The sequence below is a fragment of the Paracoccus zhejiangensis genome, from assembly GCF_002847445.1.
In the GTDB taxonomy this organism is placed as follows: domain Bacteria; phylum Pseudomonadota; class Alphaproteobacteria; order Rhodobacterales; family Rhodobacteraceae; genus Paracoccus; species Paracoccus zhejiangensis.
In genome coordinates, this window is the sequence record NZ_CP025430.1 from 227,634 (window position 1) to 242,787 (window position 15,154).

Here is a 15,154-nt window from a genome sequence, read left to right on the forward strand (position 1 = left end):
GCCCGCGAGACGTGCGGCGTCAGCCGCAGAGCCGCCGCCATTCCGACATGGCGAAACGGTCGGTCATGCCGGCAACGTAGTCGAGCACCATCCGCGCCCGCTCGGTCTCGGAGGACATCGCGGCGGCTTCCAGCCCCCAATGATCGGGCATCTGCGCCGGATCGGCGAGGAACAGCGGAAACAGGTCGTTCAGCATCGCCGTGGCGCTGGCGCGTTCCTCGACCACCGAGGGGGCGCGATACATGCGGGTGAACAGGAAGGACTTGATCGCCTTGATGTTCTGGTAGAGCGGCTTGGAAAAGCGGATGATCGGCCCCTCCATGTCGCGGATCTGCTGGGCTGATGTGGGCTGCAGGCTGGTCAGGCGATTGCGGGCCACGGCGATCACATCCTCGACCATCACGCCAAAGACCCGGCGCAGCGCCTCGTGCCGGCGGCGCATCGGGTCGAGGCCGGGATGAAGCTCATCCACGCGGGAGAAGGCCGGACCGATTACCGGCAACTCGCGCAATTCCTCTTCGGTGAACAGGCCCGCGCGTAGCCCGTCATGCAGGTCATGGTGGTTATAGGCCACGTCATCGGCCACGGCAGCCACCTGTGCCTCGGCGCTGGCATTGGTGTGCAGTTCCAGATCCCACTGGGCATTCACCTCGGCCAGCGCATAGGGCAGGGGGCCGGTGACCGGGCCGTTATGCTTGGCGATGCCTTCCAGCGATTCCCAGGTCAGGTTCAGCCCGTCGAAATCGGCGTAATGCCGTTCCAGCCGGGTGACGATGCGCAGCGCCTGCGCGTTGTGGTCAAAGCCGCCATAGGGCGCCATCAGCGCGGCCAGCGCATCCTCGCCGGTATGGCCGAAGGGCGGGTGGCCCAGATCATGGGCCAGCGCCACGGTCTCGGCCAGTTCGGTGTTCAGGTCCAGGGCGCCTGCAATGGTGCGGGCGACCTGCGCCACCTCGATCGTATGGGTCAGCCGGGTGCGGAAATAGTCGCCGCGATATTCCTCGCCCTCCAGTTCCACGAAGACCTGCGTCTTGTGCTTCAGCCGCCGGAAGGCCGAGGAATGGATGATGCGGTCGCGGTCACGCTGCCAGGGGCTGCGGAAGGTCGACATGCGCTCGGGCCAGAGGCGGCCGCGACTGTCTTGCGGCTGGCAGGCATAGGGTGCGGTCATGTCTGTTCCTTGCAGGGCGTCGGGGCGAAGCCTATATTTCGGACTCAACGGCGAAAACGGGAACAACCGATGAACCTGCCTCCGAAAGTGACTGATCGGGCCTTTGCGCGACTGGCCGAGATCAATGACGGCGCTGTGCCGCGCCCGCTGCGCGTGGCGGTGCTGGGCGGCGGCTGTTCCGGCTTCCAATACGAGATCCGCATGGACGATGCCGAGGCCGACGACCTGGTGCTGGAAGGCGGCGGTCAGCGGGTGATCGTCGACCCGGTGTCGCTGCCGTTCCTGGCCGGCGCTGTGATCGATTTCAGCGACGAGCTGATCGGTGCGCGCTTCGTGATCGAGAACCCCAACGCCACCTCGAGCTGCGGCTGCGGCACCTCCTTCTCGATGTGATCCCTCAGTCGCAGAAGACCCGGCGCAGGCGCAATTCGCGGCTCTGGTAGTTGAGCGGCGGGCGCTGCGCCTGCGGTGCGGGCAGGCGGTCGAAGCTCAGGGCTTGCGTCGATACGCGCGGCTCCGAGGGTGGCTTGCGGACCGCCGGCCGCTCCTCCGTCAGATCGCGTGTCCAATCGGGTGCGCTGTCGTCGCGCAGGTCGCGGGTCTGACTGCTCAACCCCGCCAACTCGCAGATGGTCTGCGGTGCGGTTTCGGTGATTGCCACCTGGTCGCCCTCCTGTCCCAGCCACAGCATATGCCCCTCGCGGCGCGAGCCGTCGGCCACGCCGAAATGCAGCGGCTCGGGCAGGCTGGTCCATTGTGTCGCTGCACCGAACAGCGCCTCACCACCCTGCCACTCGGCGCCCGAGGCAATAGCGATCTGCCAGTCCCCCGGCGGCACCAGCACCCGGAAGAACGCCCCGCCGCGGATATAGGCAGCCAGCACCGGCGCATCGCCCCCGGGCGGGGTCAGCATCACCACATGATCGAGCCCGGCCTCGCTGTGCAGCTGCAGGGGCAAGGTGGCGGGCAGCCCGCTGCGGTTCCACATCAGCCCGGCCACCGGGCGCTCGGCAGCCAGGGCGGGCAAGGCGGCAAGCGCGACGAGAAGGGCGAGGATCAGGCGCAAGGGCGTTCCTTTCGCGGCCAGTCTAGGGCGCTGCCGCGCGGCTTGCCAATCACGGCACCGCGCGCCATGGTGCGGCCATGAAAATCGCAAGCTTCAACATCAATGGCGTCAAGGCGCGGATCGAGGCCCTGACCGACTGGCTGGCCGGGTCCGAGGCCGATGTCGTCGTGCTGCAGGAAATCAAGTCGGTGGACGAGGGTTTCCCGCGCGAGCATTTCGAGGATCTGGGCTGGACGGTCGAGACCCATGGCCAGAAGGGCTTCAACGGCGTCGCCATCCTGTCGAAGCTGCCGCTGGAGGACGTGACGCGCGGGTTGCCCGGCGACGACACGGACGAGCAGGCCCGCTATATCGAGGCGACCGTGATCGGCGCGCGCGCGGTGCGCATTGCCGGGCTGTACCTGCCGAATGGCAACCCCGCACCGGGGCCGAAATACGATTACAAGCTGGCGTGGATGGAACGGCTGAAGACGCGGGCCGAGGAACTGCTGGCGGGCGAGATGCCGGTGGTGATGCTGGGCGATTACAACGTCATCCCCCAGCCGCGCGATGCCGCCAAGCCCGAGCAATGGACCGGCGATGCGCTGTTCCTGCCCGAAAGCCGCGCCGCCCTGCGCCGGATCGCGGCGGAAGGCTGGAGCGATGCGCTGCGGCTGGCCGATCCCTTCACCGATCGCGGACCCTTCACCTTCTGGGACTACCAGGCCGGGGCCTGGCCGAAGGATAACGGCATCCGCATTGATCACCTGCTGCTGAGCCCCGAGGCCGCCGATCTGGTCGAGGAGAGCGGCGTGGACCGCGCGGCACGGGACGGCGACAAGCCCAGTGACCACGTGCCCGTCTGGGTGCGGCTGGCCGCCTGATCCACATTTACCGAAGGCAAAAGGCTGGCTGCGCTCGCGCCGCTGATCGCTCCTGCGCGCGCAATTTCGCCGTATGGGCCTTGATGCGGGTCTGCCGCGAAAGGTTTTTGATTGACTGATCAATCAATATCCGGCAAGCACATCCGAAAGTTGACCCTGCGGCAGCCGATATTGTCGCGAAATTCACCCGACTGCATTACGCTTACGCTGAATCTGCGTTTCTGGACCGACCCGACCGACCTTCGTCCCCGTGACCGTCAGAGAGGATCTCCATGACCCCGATCATCACCGTCGCCTATCTGAGTGTTCTGGCCTGCGCGATCTTCGTGCTGATCCGCTGGCCGCGCCTGCGTGTCACCGGCGAGACCCCGGTGGGCGTGTTCACGCTGGTCGCGCTGCTGTTCACCGCGGGCCTCGACATGGGGCTGGTAATGCTCCCCTTGGGCGAGTTCCCGATCTACGAGGGCGATCAGGCCTATGCCTTCACCAATGCGCTGGCGGTCGAGTTCGGCATGTGGGGACCGCTGGTCTGGCTGATGTATTTCGTCGCCACCTTCTATTTCGTCGCCATCGAGCCGCGCCTGCGCCTGTTCGAGATCCCGGCGGTGAAATGGGTCTATAACCTGACCGTCATCGCCACCTGCTCCTTCACCTGCTACCTGTTCATGATCAACCTGCCGACCTATGCGCCCGACCTGCCGCAATGGGCGATCTGGGGGCTGGCCATCGGGGTGATTGCCTTCTCGGTCGTGTCGAGCGGCAATTTTGCCATCATGAAATGGCTGGCCATCGTCTCGACCTACGGTTTCGGCCTCCTGGCGTTCACCACGCTCGCGGTGGTGGCGCTGGCCTATAGCGGCACGGGCATCGGCAGTTTCTTCGGCAATATCGGGCTGCTGATGGACTATTTCCCCAATATCGCGCGCTTCACCACGCCGATCTCGGACTACCACGAATTCTACCTGTTCTGGTGGTTTGCCTGGAGCATCATGATCGGACAGTTTGTCGCCCGTTTCGTCGGCGGGTTGCCGGTCTGGCAACTGGCCGGGGCGATGGTGCTTTTGCCGGCGATCCCGCTGGGGCTGTGGTTCTGCGTGCTGTTCGTCTATCATCAGAATCAGATCGTCATTCCCGGCTGGCTCAACTGGTTCATGATCGGCGTGGGCATCGTCTTCGTGGTCAACTCGCTGGACAGCCTGATCCGCCTCTATGCCGCCAACCTGGGCTGGTCGCGGGAACAACTGGGCGACCGGGTCTATTACCCGCTGCACTTCATCCTGCAATTCCTGCTGGTGATCGCCTATTTCTACACCCCCTTCCAGATCCAGTGGGTCGGGCTGGTGGTGGCTGGCCTCTACGGCGTCATCTATGCGCTGATGTTGCAGCGGCTGGACCGGCTGTCGGGGCTGCAGGGCACGGCGGTGAAGGCGGGGGAATAGGCGGGACCGCCGTTTGGCGAAAACCGGCGGCCATGCTAGGCTGATCGACACGGATCTTGTGCAGAGATCGGCCGGGACGCAGCCCGACCGATCCCGTAGCGAGAGGGCCCTTTTGCACTCTGCCGCAACAGGGAGACATCAGCATGTTCGCACGTGTGACCATCTACCGGCTGAAGCCCGGCAGCCTTGCGGCTGCGACCGATCTTCAGAACTCGGTGCACAGCCAGATCATGGCATTGCCGGGCCTGAGGCAGTTCATCAACGTGGTGAACGAGGATGGGCAGGGATATGTGATTTCCCTGTCCGACAGCGCCGCGATCGCCAATGCCAACAACGCCCTGATCGCCGAGATCTGGAAAGCCTTCGCGCCGCATCTCGAGGGGCCGCCGACGCCGGGCGGCTATGACGTGATCGCCAACTGGTCGAATTGAGCGAAGTGGCCGGCCCGGCACCGGGCCGGGCCTATGCCTCAGTCACCGTCGCCAAAGCGGGCGTCGTCGTCATATTCGTCCTCGCCATCGGGGACGTATTTCGAGCTGAGCGAGATCGAGTGATTGTCATGGCTTGGGTCCATGACCACGTCTGACGGGATCTCGCCCGTCAGCCATTCGCGGATCTCGTCGCGCGCCTCGCGCACGTCCTGTTCGGTCACATCGGCGATATAGGCGATGAAGGCGCGCTGGTCGCCGTCGATCTCGTCCAGCTCGGATTCCTCGGCTTCAGGCCACTTGTCCAAGATCGCCTCGTAGAAGGCGGACCAGTTCTCCTGAACGTGATGCCACTTCATTGGTATCCCCCTCCGCCCATGCTGCCCTGGACGGTGCGTGCTGCGCCGGTAATATCCTCGCCCACCCCGGCGACGGTGTTGCATCCGGCCACGGTCAGGGTGGCCAGCAGAGCCAATACGACGATCTTCATCACTGGGCCTCCTGCCACCACACGTCCGGCATGAAACCCGGCCAATCGCCGTAAATCGGCGTCTTTTCAGGATAATGCAGGCTGGAACTATGCGCCAGTCGAGAAATCGGCGAATAGCTGACCGGGATGACATAGCGTCCCGCCGTCAGCACCCGGTCCAGCGCCCGCACGGCGGCGGTGAAATCCTCGGGACCGGCGGCATTCAGCATCTCGGTGATCATCGCCTCGGCGGCGGGGCTGTTCATCCCCATCCAGTTGCGGCTGCCCGGCTCGGTCACGCCGGCGGCGCCCCAATAGAGCAGTTGCTCGTTCCCCGGCGACAGCGACAGGGCGCGTTCATACCAGGTCATGTCGAAGTCATAGCGGTTGGTACGGTCCACATATTGCGCCGCGTCCAAGAGCGTCACCTTGGGGGTGATGCCGAGGTTGCGCAGCGATTCGATATAGATATCCACCATCTGCTGGGTCTCGGCGGCGGTGCGCATGGCGCTGCCCGACTGGTTCAGCACGATCTCGAAGGCGAAGGGCTGGCCCTCGGCGTTTTTCAACACGCCGTCCTGCACCGTCCAGCCGGCCTCCTCCATCAGCTTCAGCGCCCCGCGCAGTCCCCGCCGGTCCAGCGCCTTGTCCGAGCCCTCGGGCAGGGTATAGCCCTCCATCGTGCCGGGCGGCAGGTCGGTGGCGAAGGGCTGCAACAGCTCCTTCACCCGGCCCTCGGCCGCACCGGGCTGCATCGCCAGAACCGAATTCGAGAAATAGGAGGTGATCCGGGGTTCCTTGCCGCCGTTCAGCGTGGAGTTGATGAACTGGAAGTTGAACGCCTCGATCATCGCCTCGCGCACGCGCCAGTCGGCGAAGATCGGATTGCGGGTGTTCATCACCAGCCCCATGATCCCTGAGGGGCGTTCATTGCCGATCTCGGATTTCACCACTTCGCCCGAGGTGACGCGCGGAAAGCTGAACTCGGTATCCCATTTCGTCGGCGACAGCTCGCGCCAGACATCGACCTCGCCGGCGCGGAAGGCCTCGAACATGGCATTGGCATCGCCGAAATAATCATAGCGGATGATGTCGAGATTGTTCCTCCCGGCATTGATCGGCAGATCCTTGCCCCAATAGTCCGGGTTGCGCTTGAAGCTGATCGAGCGGCCGGCATCCACCTTGTCCACCACATAGGGACCAGAGCCGATCGGCACCTCGAGCCCGGATTCGGTGAAATCCTTGCCCTCCCACTGCGCCTTCTTCAGGATCGGGCGCAGGCCCATGATCAGCGGCAATTCCCGGTCGAGGGTGTTGAAGGTGATACGGACCTTGTTCTCGCCGGTCTTCTCGATCTTCTCGACCTTCTCCCACGCGCCCAGATAGCGGGGATGGCCCTGCGTGCCGAGCGTTTCGTAGGACCAGATCACATCCTCGACCGTGACGGGTGAGCCGTCCGAGAACTTGGCATCGGGGCGCAGGGTGAACTCGATCCAGCTGCGACTCTCGTCGGTCTCGACGCTTTCGGCCAGCAGCCCGTAAAGGGTGAAGGGCTCGTCGATGCTGCGATACATCAAGGTTTCGGCAACGACCGACATGGTGCCGAAGAAGACCGGGTTACCCTTCAGTACCCAGGACTTCAGCGAATCGAACCCGCCCGGCTCGGCAAAGCGAATCGAGCCGCCTTTCGGGGCCTCGGGATTGGCGTAAGGCAGCGAGGTGAACCCGGCCGGAAGGGCAGGTTCTCCATACATTGCAATGCCATGGCTGGGCTCGGCAAAGCTTGCCAGCGGCATTGCGGCAACAGTCGCCGCGAGGGCGAATCTCACGAAAAATCGCCTTTCGCTCGCGGATTCGTTAAGGATTTTCAAGATTCGCATGATCGGGTGCCTGCCTCGTTCTGGTTTTGCAGTGATTTCAACCGGCAGACGAGGCCAGCGTCAACCAAGGCGTGAACTTCGACCTTGGACTCCGGCGGTTGATCGCGTATAAATAACTCACTGCTCGATAGGTTTCTTGCCTGTATGAAACCTGCCTCATGACTTGCGCCCGCCTTGTGCGGGCGCTTTTTTTTCGGGCTGCCGCCATCGATATTATGCCTGGCGGGCAGGAAACCGCGCGCCATTGCCGCGCCAAAGTTTCCTGCTGCACCTGCCGCATGGCGCGCCTATGCTGCAGGCGCAAAGTCGACGAATTGGAGATTCCCCATGTTTGACACATTCCTCACCGGCAAGACGGCCGTCGTGACCGGCTCGAATTCCGGCATCGGTCTGGGCGTTGCGACCGAACTGGCGCGGGCGGGTGCCAATATCGTGCTGAACAGCTTTACCGACCGCGACGAGGATCACGCGCTGGCGGAAAAGCTGGGCAAGGAATTCGGTGTCACCGCGCGCTATATCCAGGCGGACATGTCCAAGGGCGATCAATGCCGCGCACTGGTCGAGAAGGCGGGCAGCTGCGACATCCTGGTCAACAATGCCGGCATCCAGCATGTCGCGCCGATCCCGGAATTCCCGACCGACAAATGGGACGCGATCATCGCCATCAACCTCAGCTCGGCCTTCCACACCACCGCTGCCGCGCTGCCGATGATGCGCAAGGCCGGCTGGGGCCGGGTGATCAACATCGCCTCGGCGCATGGTCTGACCGCCAGCCCGTTCAAATCGGCCTATGTCGCCGCCAAGCATGGCGTGGTCGGACTGACCAAGGTGACGGCGCTGGAAACGGCGGAAGAACCGATCACCGCCAATGCCATCTGCCCGGGCTATGTGCTGACCCCGCTGGTCGAGGCGCAGATTCCCGACACGATGAAGGAATACAAGATGACCCGCGAGGAGGTGGTGCGCAACGTGCTGCTGACCCGCCAGCCCTCGAAGCAGTTCGCCACGGTCGAGGAACTGGGCGGTACCGCCGTGTTCCTCTGCAGCAATGCGGCGGCGCAGATCACCGGCACCACGATCTCGGTCGATGGCGGCTGGACGGCGCTCTGAGCCAAGCCTTGTGCTGACAAATGAAGGGGTGCGGCCGTCTTGGCCGTGCCCCTTTTCTCATCGGTCGGCGGCGGCCTCGGCCAGGATGAACTGGCGGAAGGCGCGGATCGCCGGGCGGTTGCGCCGCGCCTCTGGATAGACCAGCCAATAGGATTTGCCGTTGCCACAGGTCATCTGGAAGGGCTGGGCCAGGCTGCCCGTCGCCAGCTCGTAGCGGAAGAAGCGCGGGGTCAGCACCGCCACGCCCTGACCGGCAATGGCGGCGCGGGCCTCGTGGATCTGGGTGCCGAGGTCCGGCGTCGGGCTGGCGGCCTCGGGCAGGTCCGCGATCCCGGCCTTGCAGAACCACATCGCCCAATGCGGATCGCCCGAGTCGATCCGGGGCAGGGTCAGAAGTTCTGCCGGGTCGGTCAACCGGCGACCCTCCAGCAGGCGCGGGGACAGCATCGGGGTGATCTCGAAATCGAACAGCCGATGCGCGGTCAGACCCGGCCAGTCGCCATGGCCAAAGCGGATCGCCAGGTCGAAATCGTCGCGGGCGAAGTTGATGTTCTTGTCGCTGGCATCCAGCCGCAGCGCCAGCTCGGGGTGATCCATCTGGAAGCGCCCCAGCCGCTCGGCCAGCCAGTTCCCCGACAGGGTGACCGGGGTGGTGATCGACAGAGTTGAGGCCCGGCCCGAACTGTCGGCATAGGCATTGCGCAACAGGTCAAAGGCCTGCGTGGTGGGCAGGGCAAGCCGCTCGCCCAGCTCGGTCAGTTGCAGTGCGCGGGGCTGGCGCAGGAACAGGGCCTGACCCAGACGTTCCTCCAGCAGCTTGATCTGGTAGCTGATCCCGGCCTGGGTCAGGCCCAGCTCGTCCGCCGCCTTGGTGAACGACAGGTGCCGGGCGGCCGATTCAAAGGCGCGGATGGCGGCGAGGGGCGGGAGCTGCATAAGCTGGCCTTATGAACGGTTGCCGGGTCTTTGTTGGATATGGCCCGCAAATCATAGCAGCTTGGTGGCATGGATCAACCGCCTGAAACAGTCAGGCTTGAAATGGAGGACATCATGTCCAGCGAAACCTGCAACCTGTCGCGCCCGTCCCGCCTGTCCCTCTTCTGGTCGCGCGCCATCGATCTGGCCGTGTGGCTCTGGCCCGAGGGGGCGATGCCGACCCATCCCTGCGCCAGCCGCGTCACCCGCGATCTGGCGCGCGACCTGCGCTATGTGCCCGAGCATCTGCGCCGCGACATCGGGCTGGATGGCGGGGCAAGGCTTGAGCGCGATCCCATGCCCTATTGGCCGCTTTAGGGCCGCCTAGCGGCAGCCCTCGCAGAAGCCCTTGATGCGGGCAATCGCGTCGGTCAGTTCGGCGTCGCTGGTCGCGTAGGAGATGCGGAAATGCGGGCTGAGGCCGAATGCCGCACCGAAGACCACCGCCACGCCGGTTTCCTCCAGCAGCGCATTGGCGAAGGCCTCGTCATTCTCGATCACCTTTCCGCCGGCCGAGGTCTTGCCCAGTAGGTCCTTGATCGAAGGATAGACATAGAAGGCGCCAACCGGCGTCGGGCAGTCGATCCCGGGGCAGGTGTTCAGCCCGGCCACCACCAGGTCGCGCCGGCGCTGGAAGGCGGCGCGGCTTTCGGCAATGTAATCCTGCGGCCCGTTCAGCGCCGCCAGCGCCGCATATTGGCCGATCGAGGAGGGGTTCGAGGTCGATTGCGACTGCAGCTTGGCCATGGCCTTGATCAGCAGCTCCGGCCCGGCGCCATAGCCGATGCGCCAGCCGGTCATGGCATAGGCCTTGCTGACCCCGTTCATCGTCAGGGTGCGGTCCTTCAGCCGCGGCTCGACCTGCGCCGGGGTGACGAACTCGAAACCGTCGAAGACCAGATGCTCGTAGATGTCATCGGCCAGCACCCAGACATGGGGATGTTTCACCAGCACATCGGTCAGCGCCTGCATTGCCGCCCGGTCATAGCCCGCGCCCGAAGGGTTCGAGGGCGAATTGAGGATCAGCCATTTGGTCCGGGGCGTGATCGCCGCCTCCAGCGCCTCGGGCGACATGACGAAGCCCTGTTCAGCGGTGCAGGACACGAAGACCGGCGTGCCGCCCGCCAGCAGCACCATGTCGGGATAGCTGACCCAATAGGGCGCCGGCACGATCACCTCGTCGCCGGGGTTCAGCGTGGCCATCAGCGCATTGTAGAGGATCTGCTTGCCGCCGGTGCCGACGCTGACCTGCGAGGGTTTGTAGTCCAGCCCGTTCTCGCGCGCGAACTTGTCGCAGATCGCCTGTTTCAGCGCCGGGATGCCGTCAACGGCGGTATAGCGCGTATGACCCGCATCGATGGCGGCCTTGGCGGCTTCGCGGATATGGGCGGGCGTGTCGAAGTCGGGTTCGCCGGCCGAGAGGCTGATGATGTCCTGCCCGGCAGCGCGCAATTCCAGCGCGCGGCCGCTCATCGCGATGGTCGGTGACGGTTTCACGCGTGCCAGCGTATCGGACAGAAAAGCCATGACCCGGACCCCTGATTTGTAATGACAGCCCGGTTGTCTTAGGCTTGGGGCCATGACGAGACAAGCGACGAACACAACGGAAGGGGATGTTTTGGGCGAGGATTTCTACAGCGACGACAAGGCCACCTTGGGCGACCGGATCAGCGCGGCGCGCGAAGGCGCGGGAATGACGCCCGAGGCATTGGCCCGCAAACTGGGTGTCCGCACCAGCACGCTGAACGGGTGGGAACATGACGAGCGCGAGCCTAGGGCGAACCATCTGCGAATGCTGGCGGGGCTGATGGGCGTGTCGCTGGTCTGGCTGCTCAGCGGCCAGGGGCAGGGGCCCTCGGGCGAGGCCGCGACAGCGCAGGCGTCGGCTGGTGGGGCTTCGCGCGACGCCATCCTGACGGAATTCCGGGCCTTGCAGCAAAGCCTGCGCGAGGCTACGCGGCGGCTGGCGCGGCTGGAGAAGCTGCTGGCCGATGGCTTAGGTGATGCAGGGGGTTGCAATGGATGACGATCAGCGGCTGCGGCGCCTGAGGATGCGCAGCTGGCGGCGCGGGATGAAGGAAATGGACCTGATCCTCGGCCCCTTCGCCGACGGGCCGCTGGCCGATCTGTCCGAACCGATGATGGCGCAATACGAGGCGCTGATGTCCGAGAACGATCAGGACCTCTACCTGTGGATCACCGCCCGCATTGCCGGGCGCGAGGGCGGACCAGCGGAGCTGGCGCCGCTTCTCGACGTGATTGCCAGCCATGCCGGCGCGCGGCTGCGTGGCTGATCTGCGTGGTTAACCGGGCGCATCATATTTTAGGCAAGGCGCGCGGGGAAAGCGGCGCCGATTAACCGGAGATTCGGGTTTTTCGGGCAAGGTCATCTTCAGGACAGTCAGATCAGGACGGATGATGACCATGCTTGCACCCGCGCGACGCGATTTCGTGGATGCGTCGCGGCCCGCTGGTGACAACGGCGAAGCAACGGCCGCGACCTATCTCGAGGCGCTGCAATTGCTGGAGCGTCTGCACCGCCTGATGCAGGATCTGGTCAAGGATGAGTTCGAGCGGCTGGGGCGGCAGGATCTCAACCCGGTTCAGGCGCTGATCCTCTATAACCTCGGTGAATCAGAGGTTTCGGCCGGAGAGCTGAGATCCCGCGGCATGTACCAGGGCAGCAATGTCAGCTATAACCTGAAGAAGCTGGTCAGCATGGGCTACGTCCATCACGAGCGTTGCGATCTGGATCGCCGTTCGGTCCGGGTGCGGCTGACCGAGGCCGGGCAGGAGGTGCGGCAGATCGTGCTGGGCCTGTTCCGCCGCCATGCCGATCAGCTCGCCATGTCGGGCGTGCTGGACGATCCGCCGCTGGCACAGGTGAACCTGCAGGCACGCCGCATCGAACGTTACTGGACTGAGCAGATCCGCTATATCTATTGACCTTGTTCCCGAGTGTGCGGAGAGGCCCGCGCGCCGGACGCGCGGGCCTCGCAGCTTGTCCTGCCTCTGCGTGGATGCCGAAGCCCCGCGGGAGGACTCTCCCGGGCGAGGTAGATGGGTCAGTCCCTGGCGCGCGCGGCCCGAGGTGGCAGATTTCCGCAGAGCGCAGCCCACCCGGGGAAAATTCGCCCGAATTTCGCCCCTGTCCCTTGCGCAAACGACCCGGGCTTGCCACCATTGGGCCAGAGCCTTTTCAGGAGTCGCTTTTTGGGTCTGAACCCGACTACCCCCGCTGCCCCCGCCGCCAGTGAAACGCTGCTGGAATTCCCTGATAATCGCCTGCTGATTGATCTCTGCGGTGCCAATGACCGGCATCTGGCGCGGATCGAAGAGGCCTTGGGCGTGCATATCCTGCGGCGCGGCAATCTTCTGGCCATCGTCGGACCGATCGAGGCGCAGACCGAGGCGGCGCAGGTGCTGCGCGCGCTTTACGCCCGGCTGGAACAGGGGCGCGCGGTCGAGATGGGCGAGGTCGAGGCGGCCCTGCGCATGGGCGGCGAGGCCGCGCCCGAAACCTCGCCGATCGAACAGCTCGAGATGTTCGCCGCCGGCAATTACGAGCTGCGCACCCGCAAGAAATCGGTCGAACCGCGCACCGAGGCGCAAAAAGCCTATGTCCGCGCGCTGTTCGAGAATGAACTGGCCTTCGGCATCGGCCCGGCCGGCACCGGCAAGACCTACCTGGCGGTGGCGGTGGGCGTCACCATGCTGATCAGCGGTCAGGTCGACAAGATCATCCTGTCGCGCCCTGCTGTCGAGGCGGGCGAGCGCCTGGGGTTCCTGCCCGGCGACATGAAGGAGAAGGTCGATCCCTACATGCAGCCGCTCTATGACGCGCTGAACGACTTCCTGCCCGGCAAGCAGATGCAGAAGCTGATGGAGGAAAAGCGCATCGAGATCGCGCCCTTGGCCTTCATGCGCGGGCGCACGCTGGCCAATGCCTTCGTGGTGCTGGACGAGGCGCAGAACGCCTCGACCATGCAGATGAAGATGTTCCTGACCCGTCTGGGTGAAGGCTCGCGCATGGTCATCACCGGCGACCGCACGCAGATCGACCTGCCGCGCGGCACCCAGTCGGGGCTGGTCGATGCCGAGCATATTCTGAATGATATCAAGGGGATCAGTTTCAGCTATTTCACCGCCAAGGACGTGGTTCGCCACCCGCTGGTCGCCAAGATCATCATGGCCTATGACGCCGAGGCCGAGGCGGCACTGGCGCGCGGCGAAACGGATGACATGCGCGGCAGCTATATCCCGCGGCGCCCGCGCCGGGTCGAGGCCGATGGCTGAGCCGATGTCCATGACCCCCGAACATGAACCCGGCGAGGCGGAAGACGAACCTCCGTCTCCGATGCCGCCCGATGTGGTGATCGAGGACGAGCGGTGGGAAGAGGCCGGACTGGAGCCTCTGGCCGAACGTGCGCTCGATGCCCTGCAACTGTGGCTCGGCGCCACGGGCGAGATCGTGGTCATGGGCTGCGACGATGCCCGCATCGCCGCGCTGAACGCCGATTTCCGTGGCAAGCCGCGCGCCACCAACGTCCTCTCCTGGCCCTCGGTCGAGCATCAGCCGCATGAGCCCGGCGACCGGCCCGACCTGCCCGAGGACGAGGAATGGGGCGATATCGCCATTTCCTTCGACACCTGCGCCGCCGAGGCCGAGGCGCAGGGCAAGCCCTTTGACCATCATGTCATCCACCTTCTGATCCATGCCGGGTTGCATCTGGTCGGCTATGACCATGAAAACGACGCCGACGCCGAAACCATGGAGGCGGTCGAGCGTTCAATCCTGTTCAACCTTGGCATTCCCGATCCGTATTCAGAGTCACGCATATGAGTTCCGAACCCCGATCTAGCACCCCTCCGCTTCGCGGCGAACCGGCCGGCACGGCCGATGGCGTCGGAGGCGACGGACGCGACCTGCCCAGTCAACGTGGCTTCCTGGGACGCTTCTTCGGCGAGATCTTTGGCAGCGAGGACGAGAGGGCAGGTGACGAGGCCGAGGCCGAGGACAGCAGCCCGACTGCCCATCCCGCGCCCGGCATGGTCAACTTGCGGCGGATGCGCGTCGATGACGTGGCCATCCCCAAGGTCGAGATCGTGGCCGCGCCCTCGAACATCTCGCTGGACGACCTGGTCGAGATGTTCCGCGAGCACGGCTTTTCCCGCATCCCGGTCTTTCGCGGCACGCTGGACAGCCCGCTTGGCCTGATCCACCTGAAGGACCTCGCGCTGAAACACGGTTTCGGCAAGGGCGGGCGCTTCACGCTGCGACCGATGCTGCGGCCACTGCTCTATGTGCCGCCGTCGATGCCAATCGGCGTGCTCTTGCAGCAGATGCAGCAGAAGCGGATGCATATGGCGCTGGTCATCGACGAATATGGCGGGGTCGACGGGCTGGTGACGATCGAGGACCTGATCGAGCAGGTGATCGGCGAGATCGAGGACGAGCATGACGAGACCGAGGGCGGTCTCTGGGTCAGCGAGAAGCCGGGCCAATGGCTGATCCAGGCCCGCGCGCCGTTGTCCGATGTCGAGGCCGAGACCGGGCTGCGCCTTGGCAGCGAGGATCAGGATGAAGAGATCGACACGCTTGGCGGGCTGATCTTCATGATGACCGGCCGCATTCCGCTGCGCGGCGAAGTGATCGGGCATGATTCCGGTGCGGAGTTCGAGGTGGTCGATGCCGATCCGCGGCGGATCAAGCGGGTGCGGCTGCGCGCGCCCAATGTCGCCGCCGAGTAGGC

Annotated in this window: 19 protein-coding genes; 12 read left to right on the top strand and 7 right to left on the bottom strand. The window is 64.9% G+C overall.

Annotated elements, in window-relative coordinates:
* Positions 1–19: 19 nt before the first annotated feature.
* Positions 20–1,171 carry a deoxyguanosinetriphosphate triphosphohydrolase gene (locus CX676_RS01150; protein WP_101750984.1) on the bottom strand — a complete coding sequence of 384 codons (1,152 nt, stop codon included), beginning with the start codon at positions 1,169–1,171 and terminating at the stop codon, positions 20–22.
* 69 nt (positions 1,172–1,240) lie between these two features.
* Here CX676_RS01150 and CX676_RS01155 point away from each other — a divergent pair, with 69 nt between their 5' ends.
* A complete protein-coding gene (locus CX676_RS01155; protein ID WP_101750985.1) occupies positions 1,241–1,564 on the top strand; it encodes a HesB/IscA family protein in 324 nt (107 codons plus the stop codon).
* Positions 1,565–1,568: 4 nt separating this feature from the next.
* Here CX676_RS01155 and CX676_RS01160 read toward each other — a convergent pair whose 3' ends face one another.
* Positions 1,569–2,237 (bottom strand): hypothetical protein, encoded by a 669-nt coding sequence (locus CX676_RS01160; protein ID WP_101750986.1) that lies wholly within the window; start codon positions 2,235–2,237, stop codon positions 1,569–1,571.
* Positions 2,238–2,314: 77 nt separating this feature from the next.
* On the opposite strand from CX676_RS01160, the gene xth reads away from it, so the two are divergent.
* From xth to CX676_RS01175, 3 genes are all read left to right on the top strand, one after another.
* On the top strand, positions 2,315–3,100 hold the full coding sequence (gene xth / locus CX676_RS01165; RefSeq protein WP_101750987.1) for an exodeoxyribonuclease III: 786 nt from the start codon (positions 2,315–2,317) through the stop codon (positions 3,098–3,100).
* A 272-nt stretch (positions 3,101–3,372) separates the two neighbouring features.
* Positions 3,373–4,539: a BCCT family transporter gene (locus CX676_RS01170; RefSeq protein WP_101750988.1), complete on the top strand. Its 1,167-nt coding sequence runs from the start codon at positions 3,373–3,375 to the stop codon at positions 4,537–4,539.
* 143 nt (positions 4,540–4,682) lie between these two features.
* Positions 4,683–4,970, top strand: a complete 288-nt coding sequence (locus CX676_RS01175) for a hypothetical protein (RefSeq protein WP_101750989.1) — start codon at positions 4,683–4,685, stop codon at positions 4,968–4,970.
* 38 nt (positions 4,971–5,008) lie between these two features.
* On the opposite strand, the gene CX676_RS01180 is transcribed toward CX676_RS01175, so the two are convergent.
* The 3 genes from CX676_RS01180 to CX676_RS01185 are packed head-to-tail and all read right to left on the bottom strand — an operon-like array spanning position 5,009 to position 7,316.
* A complete protein-coding gene (locus CX676_RS01180) occupies positions 5,009–5,326 on the bottom strand; it encodes a hypothetical protein (protein ID WP_101750990.1) in 318 nt (105 codons plus the stop codon).
* On the bottom strand, positions 5,323–5,457 hold the full coding sequence (locus CX676_RS23185) for a hypothetical protein (RefSeq protein WP_269801966.1): 135 nt from the start codon (positions 5,455–5,457) through the stop codon (positions 5,323–5,325). Before CX676_RS23185 ends, CX676_RS01180 begins: the two co-directional genes overlap by 4 nt.
* Positions 5,457–7,316 (bottom strand): extracellular solute-binding protein, encoded by a 1,860-nt coding sequence (locus CX676_RS01185; protein WP_101750991.1) that lies wholly within the window; start codon positions 7,314–7,316, stop codon positions 5,457–5,459. Before CX676_RS01185 ends, CX676_RS23185 begins: the two co-directional genes overlap by 1 nt.
* A 327-nt stretch (positions 7,317–7,643) precedes the next feature.
* Here CX676_RS01185 and CX676_RS01190 point away from each other — a divergent pair, with 327 nt between their 5' ends.
* A complete protein-coding gene (locus CX676_RS01190) occupies positions 7,644–8,426 on the top strand; it encodes a 3-hydroxybutyrate dehydrogenase (protein ID WP_101750992.1) in 783 nt (260 codons plus the stop codon).
* 57 nt (positions 8,427–8,483) lie between these two features.
* Here CX676_RS01190 and CX676_RS01195 read toward each other — a convergent pair whose 3' ends face one another.
* On the bottom strand, positions 8,484–9,362 hold the full coding sequence (locus tag CX676_RS01195; RefSeq protein WP_101750993.1) for a LysR substrate-binding domain-containing protein: 879 nt from the start codon (positions 9,360–9,362) through the stop codon (positions 8,484–8,486).
* A gap of 114 nt (positions 9,363–9,476) precedes the next feature.
* Between CX676_RS01195 and CX676_RS01200 the strand changes: the two genes are divergently transcribed.
* The gene (locus CX676_RS01200; protein WP_157935817.1) at positions 9,477–9,719 is read left to right on the top strand and encodes a hypothetical protein; all 243 of its coding nucleotides are present in this window, start codon (positions 9,477–9,479) and stop codon (positions 9,717–9,719) included.
* Between the two features lie 6 nt (positions 9,720–9,725).
* On the opposite strand, the gene CX676_RS01205 is transcribed toward CX676_RS01200, so the two are convergent.
* Positions 9,726–10,928 carry a pyridoxal phosphate-dependent aminotransferase gene (locus CX676_RS01205; protein ID WP_101750995.1) on the bottom strand — a complete coding sequence of 401 codons (1,203 nt, stop codon included), beginning with the start codon at positions 10,926–10,928 and terminating at the stop codon, positions 9,726–9,728.
* Between the two features lie 52 nt (positions 10,929–10,980).
* Between CX676_RS01205 and CX676_RS01210 the strand changes: the two genes are divergently transcribed.
* The 6 genes from CX676_RS01210 to CX676_RS01235 all read left to right on the top strand — a co-directional run bounded on the left by CX676_RS01210 (position 10,981) and on the right by CX676_RS01235 (position 15,152).
* On the top strand, positions 10,981–11,427 hold the full coding sequence (locus tag CX676_RS01210) for a helix-turn-helix domain-containing protein (protein ID WP_101750996.1): 447 nt from the start codon (positions 10,981–10,983) through the stop codon (positions 11,425–11,427).
* Positions 11,420–11,695: an FAD assembly factor SdhE gene (locus CX676_RS01215; protein ID WP_101750997.1), complete on the top strand. Its 276-nt coding sequence runs from the start codon at positions 11,420–11,422 to the stop codon at positions 11,693–11,695. Before CX676_RS01210 ends, CX676_RS01215 begins: the two co-directional genes overlap by 8 nt.
* A 124-nt stretch (positions 11,696–11,819) precedes the next feature.
* Positions 11,820–12,347, top strand: a complete 528-nt coding sequence (locus CX676_RS01220) for a MarR family winged helix-turn-helix transcriptional regulator (protein ID WP_101754054.1) — start codon at positions 11,820–11,822, stop codon at positions 12,345–12,347.
* A gap of 267 nt (positions 12,348–12,614) precedes the next feature.
* Positions 12,615–13,697 carry a PhoH family protein gene (locus CX676_RS01225; RefSeq protein WP_198590253.1) on the top strand — a complete coding sequence of 361 codons (1,083 nt, stop codon included), beginning with the start codon at positions 12,615–12,617 and terminating at the stop codon, positions 13,695–13,697.
* A gap of 4 nt (positions 13,698–13,701) precedes the next feature.
* The gene (gene ybeY / locus CX676_RS01230) at positions 13,702–14,244 is read left to right on the top strand and encodes an rRNA maturation RNase YbeY (protein WP_408634470.1); all 543 of its coding nucleotides are present in this window, start codon (positions 13,702–13,704) and stop codon (positions 14,242–14,244) included.
* Positions 14,241–15,152, top strand: coding sequence for a hemolysin family protein (locus tag CX676_RS01235; RefSeq protein WP_232816550.1), 912 nt, complete (start codon positions 14,241–14,243; stop codon positions 15,150–15,152). The genes ybeY and CX676_RS01235 overlap by 4 nt, the downstream gene beginning before the upstream one ends.
* Positions 15,153–15,154: the final 2 nt, after the last annotated feature.

What these genes read in the sequence shown, in the direction of transcription:
- CX676_RS01150 (WP_101750984.1), bottom strand. Translation starts at nt 1,171, where the DNA reads ATGACCGCACCCTATGCCTGCCAGCCGCAAGACAGTCGCGGCCGCCTC.
- CX676_RS01155 (WP_101750985.1), top strand. Translation starts at nt 1,241, where the DNA reads ATGAACCTGCCTCCGAAAGTGACTGATCGGGCCTTTGCGCGACTGGCC.
- xth (WP_101750987.1), top strand. Translation starts at nt 2,315, where the DNA reads ATGAAAATCGCAAGCTTCAACATCAATGGCGTCAAGGCGCGGATCGAG.
- CX676_RS01170 (WP_101750988.1), top strand. Translation starts at nt 3,373, where the DNA reads ATGACCCCGATCATCACCGTCGCCTATCTGAGTGTTCTGGCCTGCGCG.
- CX676_RS01175 (WP_101750989.1), top strand. Translation starts at nt 4,683, where the DNA reads ATGTTCGCACGTGTGACCATCTACCGGCTGAAGCCCGGCAGCCTTGCG.
- CX676_RS01180 (WP_101750990.1), bottom strand. Translation starts at nt 5,326, where the DNA reads ATGAAGTGGCATCACGTTCAGGAGAACTGGTCCGCCTTCTACGAGGCG.
- CX676_RS23185 (WP_269801966.1), bottom strand. Translation starts at nt 5,457, where the DNA reads ATGAAGATCGTCGTATTGGCTCTGCTGGCCACCCTGACCGTGGCCGGA.
- CX676_RS01185 (WP_101750991.1), bottom strand. Translation starts at nt 7,316, where the DNA reads ATGCGAATCTTGAAAATCCTTAACGAATCCGCGAGCGAAAGGCGATTT.
- CX676_RS01190 (WP_101750992.1), top strand. Translation starts at nt 7,644, where the DNA reads ATGTTTGACACATTCCTCACCGGCAAGACGGCCGTCGTGACCGGCTCG.
- CX676_RS01195 (WP_101750993.1), bottom strand. Translation starts at nt 9,362, where the DNA reads ATGCAGCTCCCGCCCCTCGCCGCCATCCGCGCCTTTGAATCGGCCGCC.
- CX676_RS01200 (WP_157935817.1), top strand. Translation starts at nt 9,477, where the DNA reads ATGTCCAGCGAAACCTGCAACCTGTCGCGCCCGTCCCGCCTGTCCCTC.
- CX676_RS01205 (WP_101750995.1), bottom strand. Translation starts at nt 10,928, where the DNA reads ATGGCTTTTCTGTCCGATACGCTGGCACGCGTGAAACCGTCACCGACC.
- CX676_RS01210 (WP_101750996.1), top strand. Translation starts at nt 10,981, where the DNA reads ATGACGAGACAAGCGACGAACACAACGGAAGGGGATGTTTTGGGCGAG.
- CX676_RS01215 (WP_101750997.1), top strand. Translation starts at nt 11,420, where the DNA reads ATGGATGACGATCAGCGGCTGCGGCGCCTGAGGATGCGCAGCTGGCGG.
- CX676_RS01220 (WP_101754054.1), top strand. Translation starts at nt 11,820, where the DNA reads ATGACCATGCTTGCACCCGCGCGACGCGATTTCGTGGATGCGTCGCGG.
- ybeY (WP_408634470.1), top strand. Translation starts at nt 13,702, where the DNA reads ATGTCCATGACCCCCGAACATGAACCCGGCGAGGCGGAAGACGAACCT.
- CX676_RS01235 (WP_232816550.1), top strand. Translation starts at nt 14,241, where the DNA reads ATGAGTTCCGAACCCCGATCTAGCACCCCTCCGCTTCGCGGCGAACCG.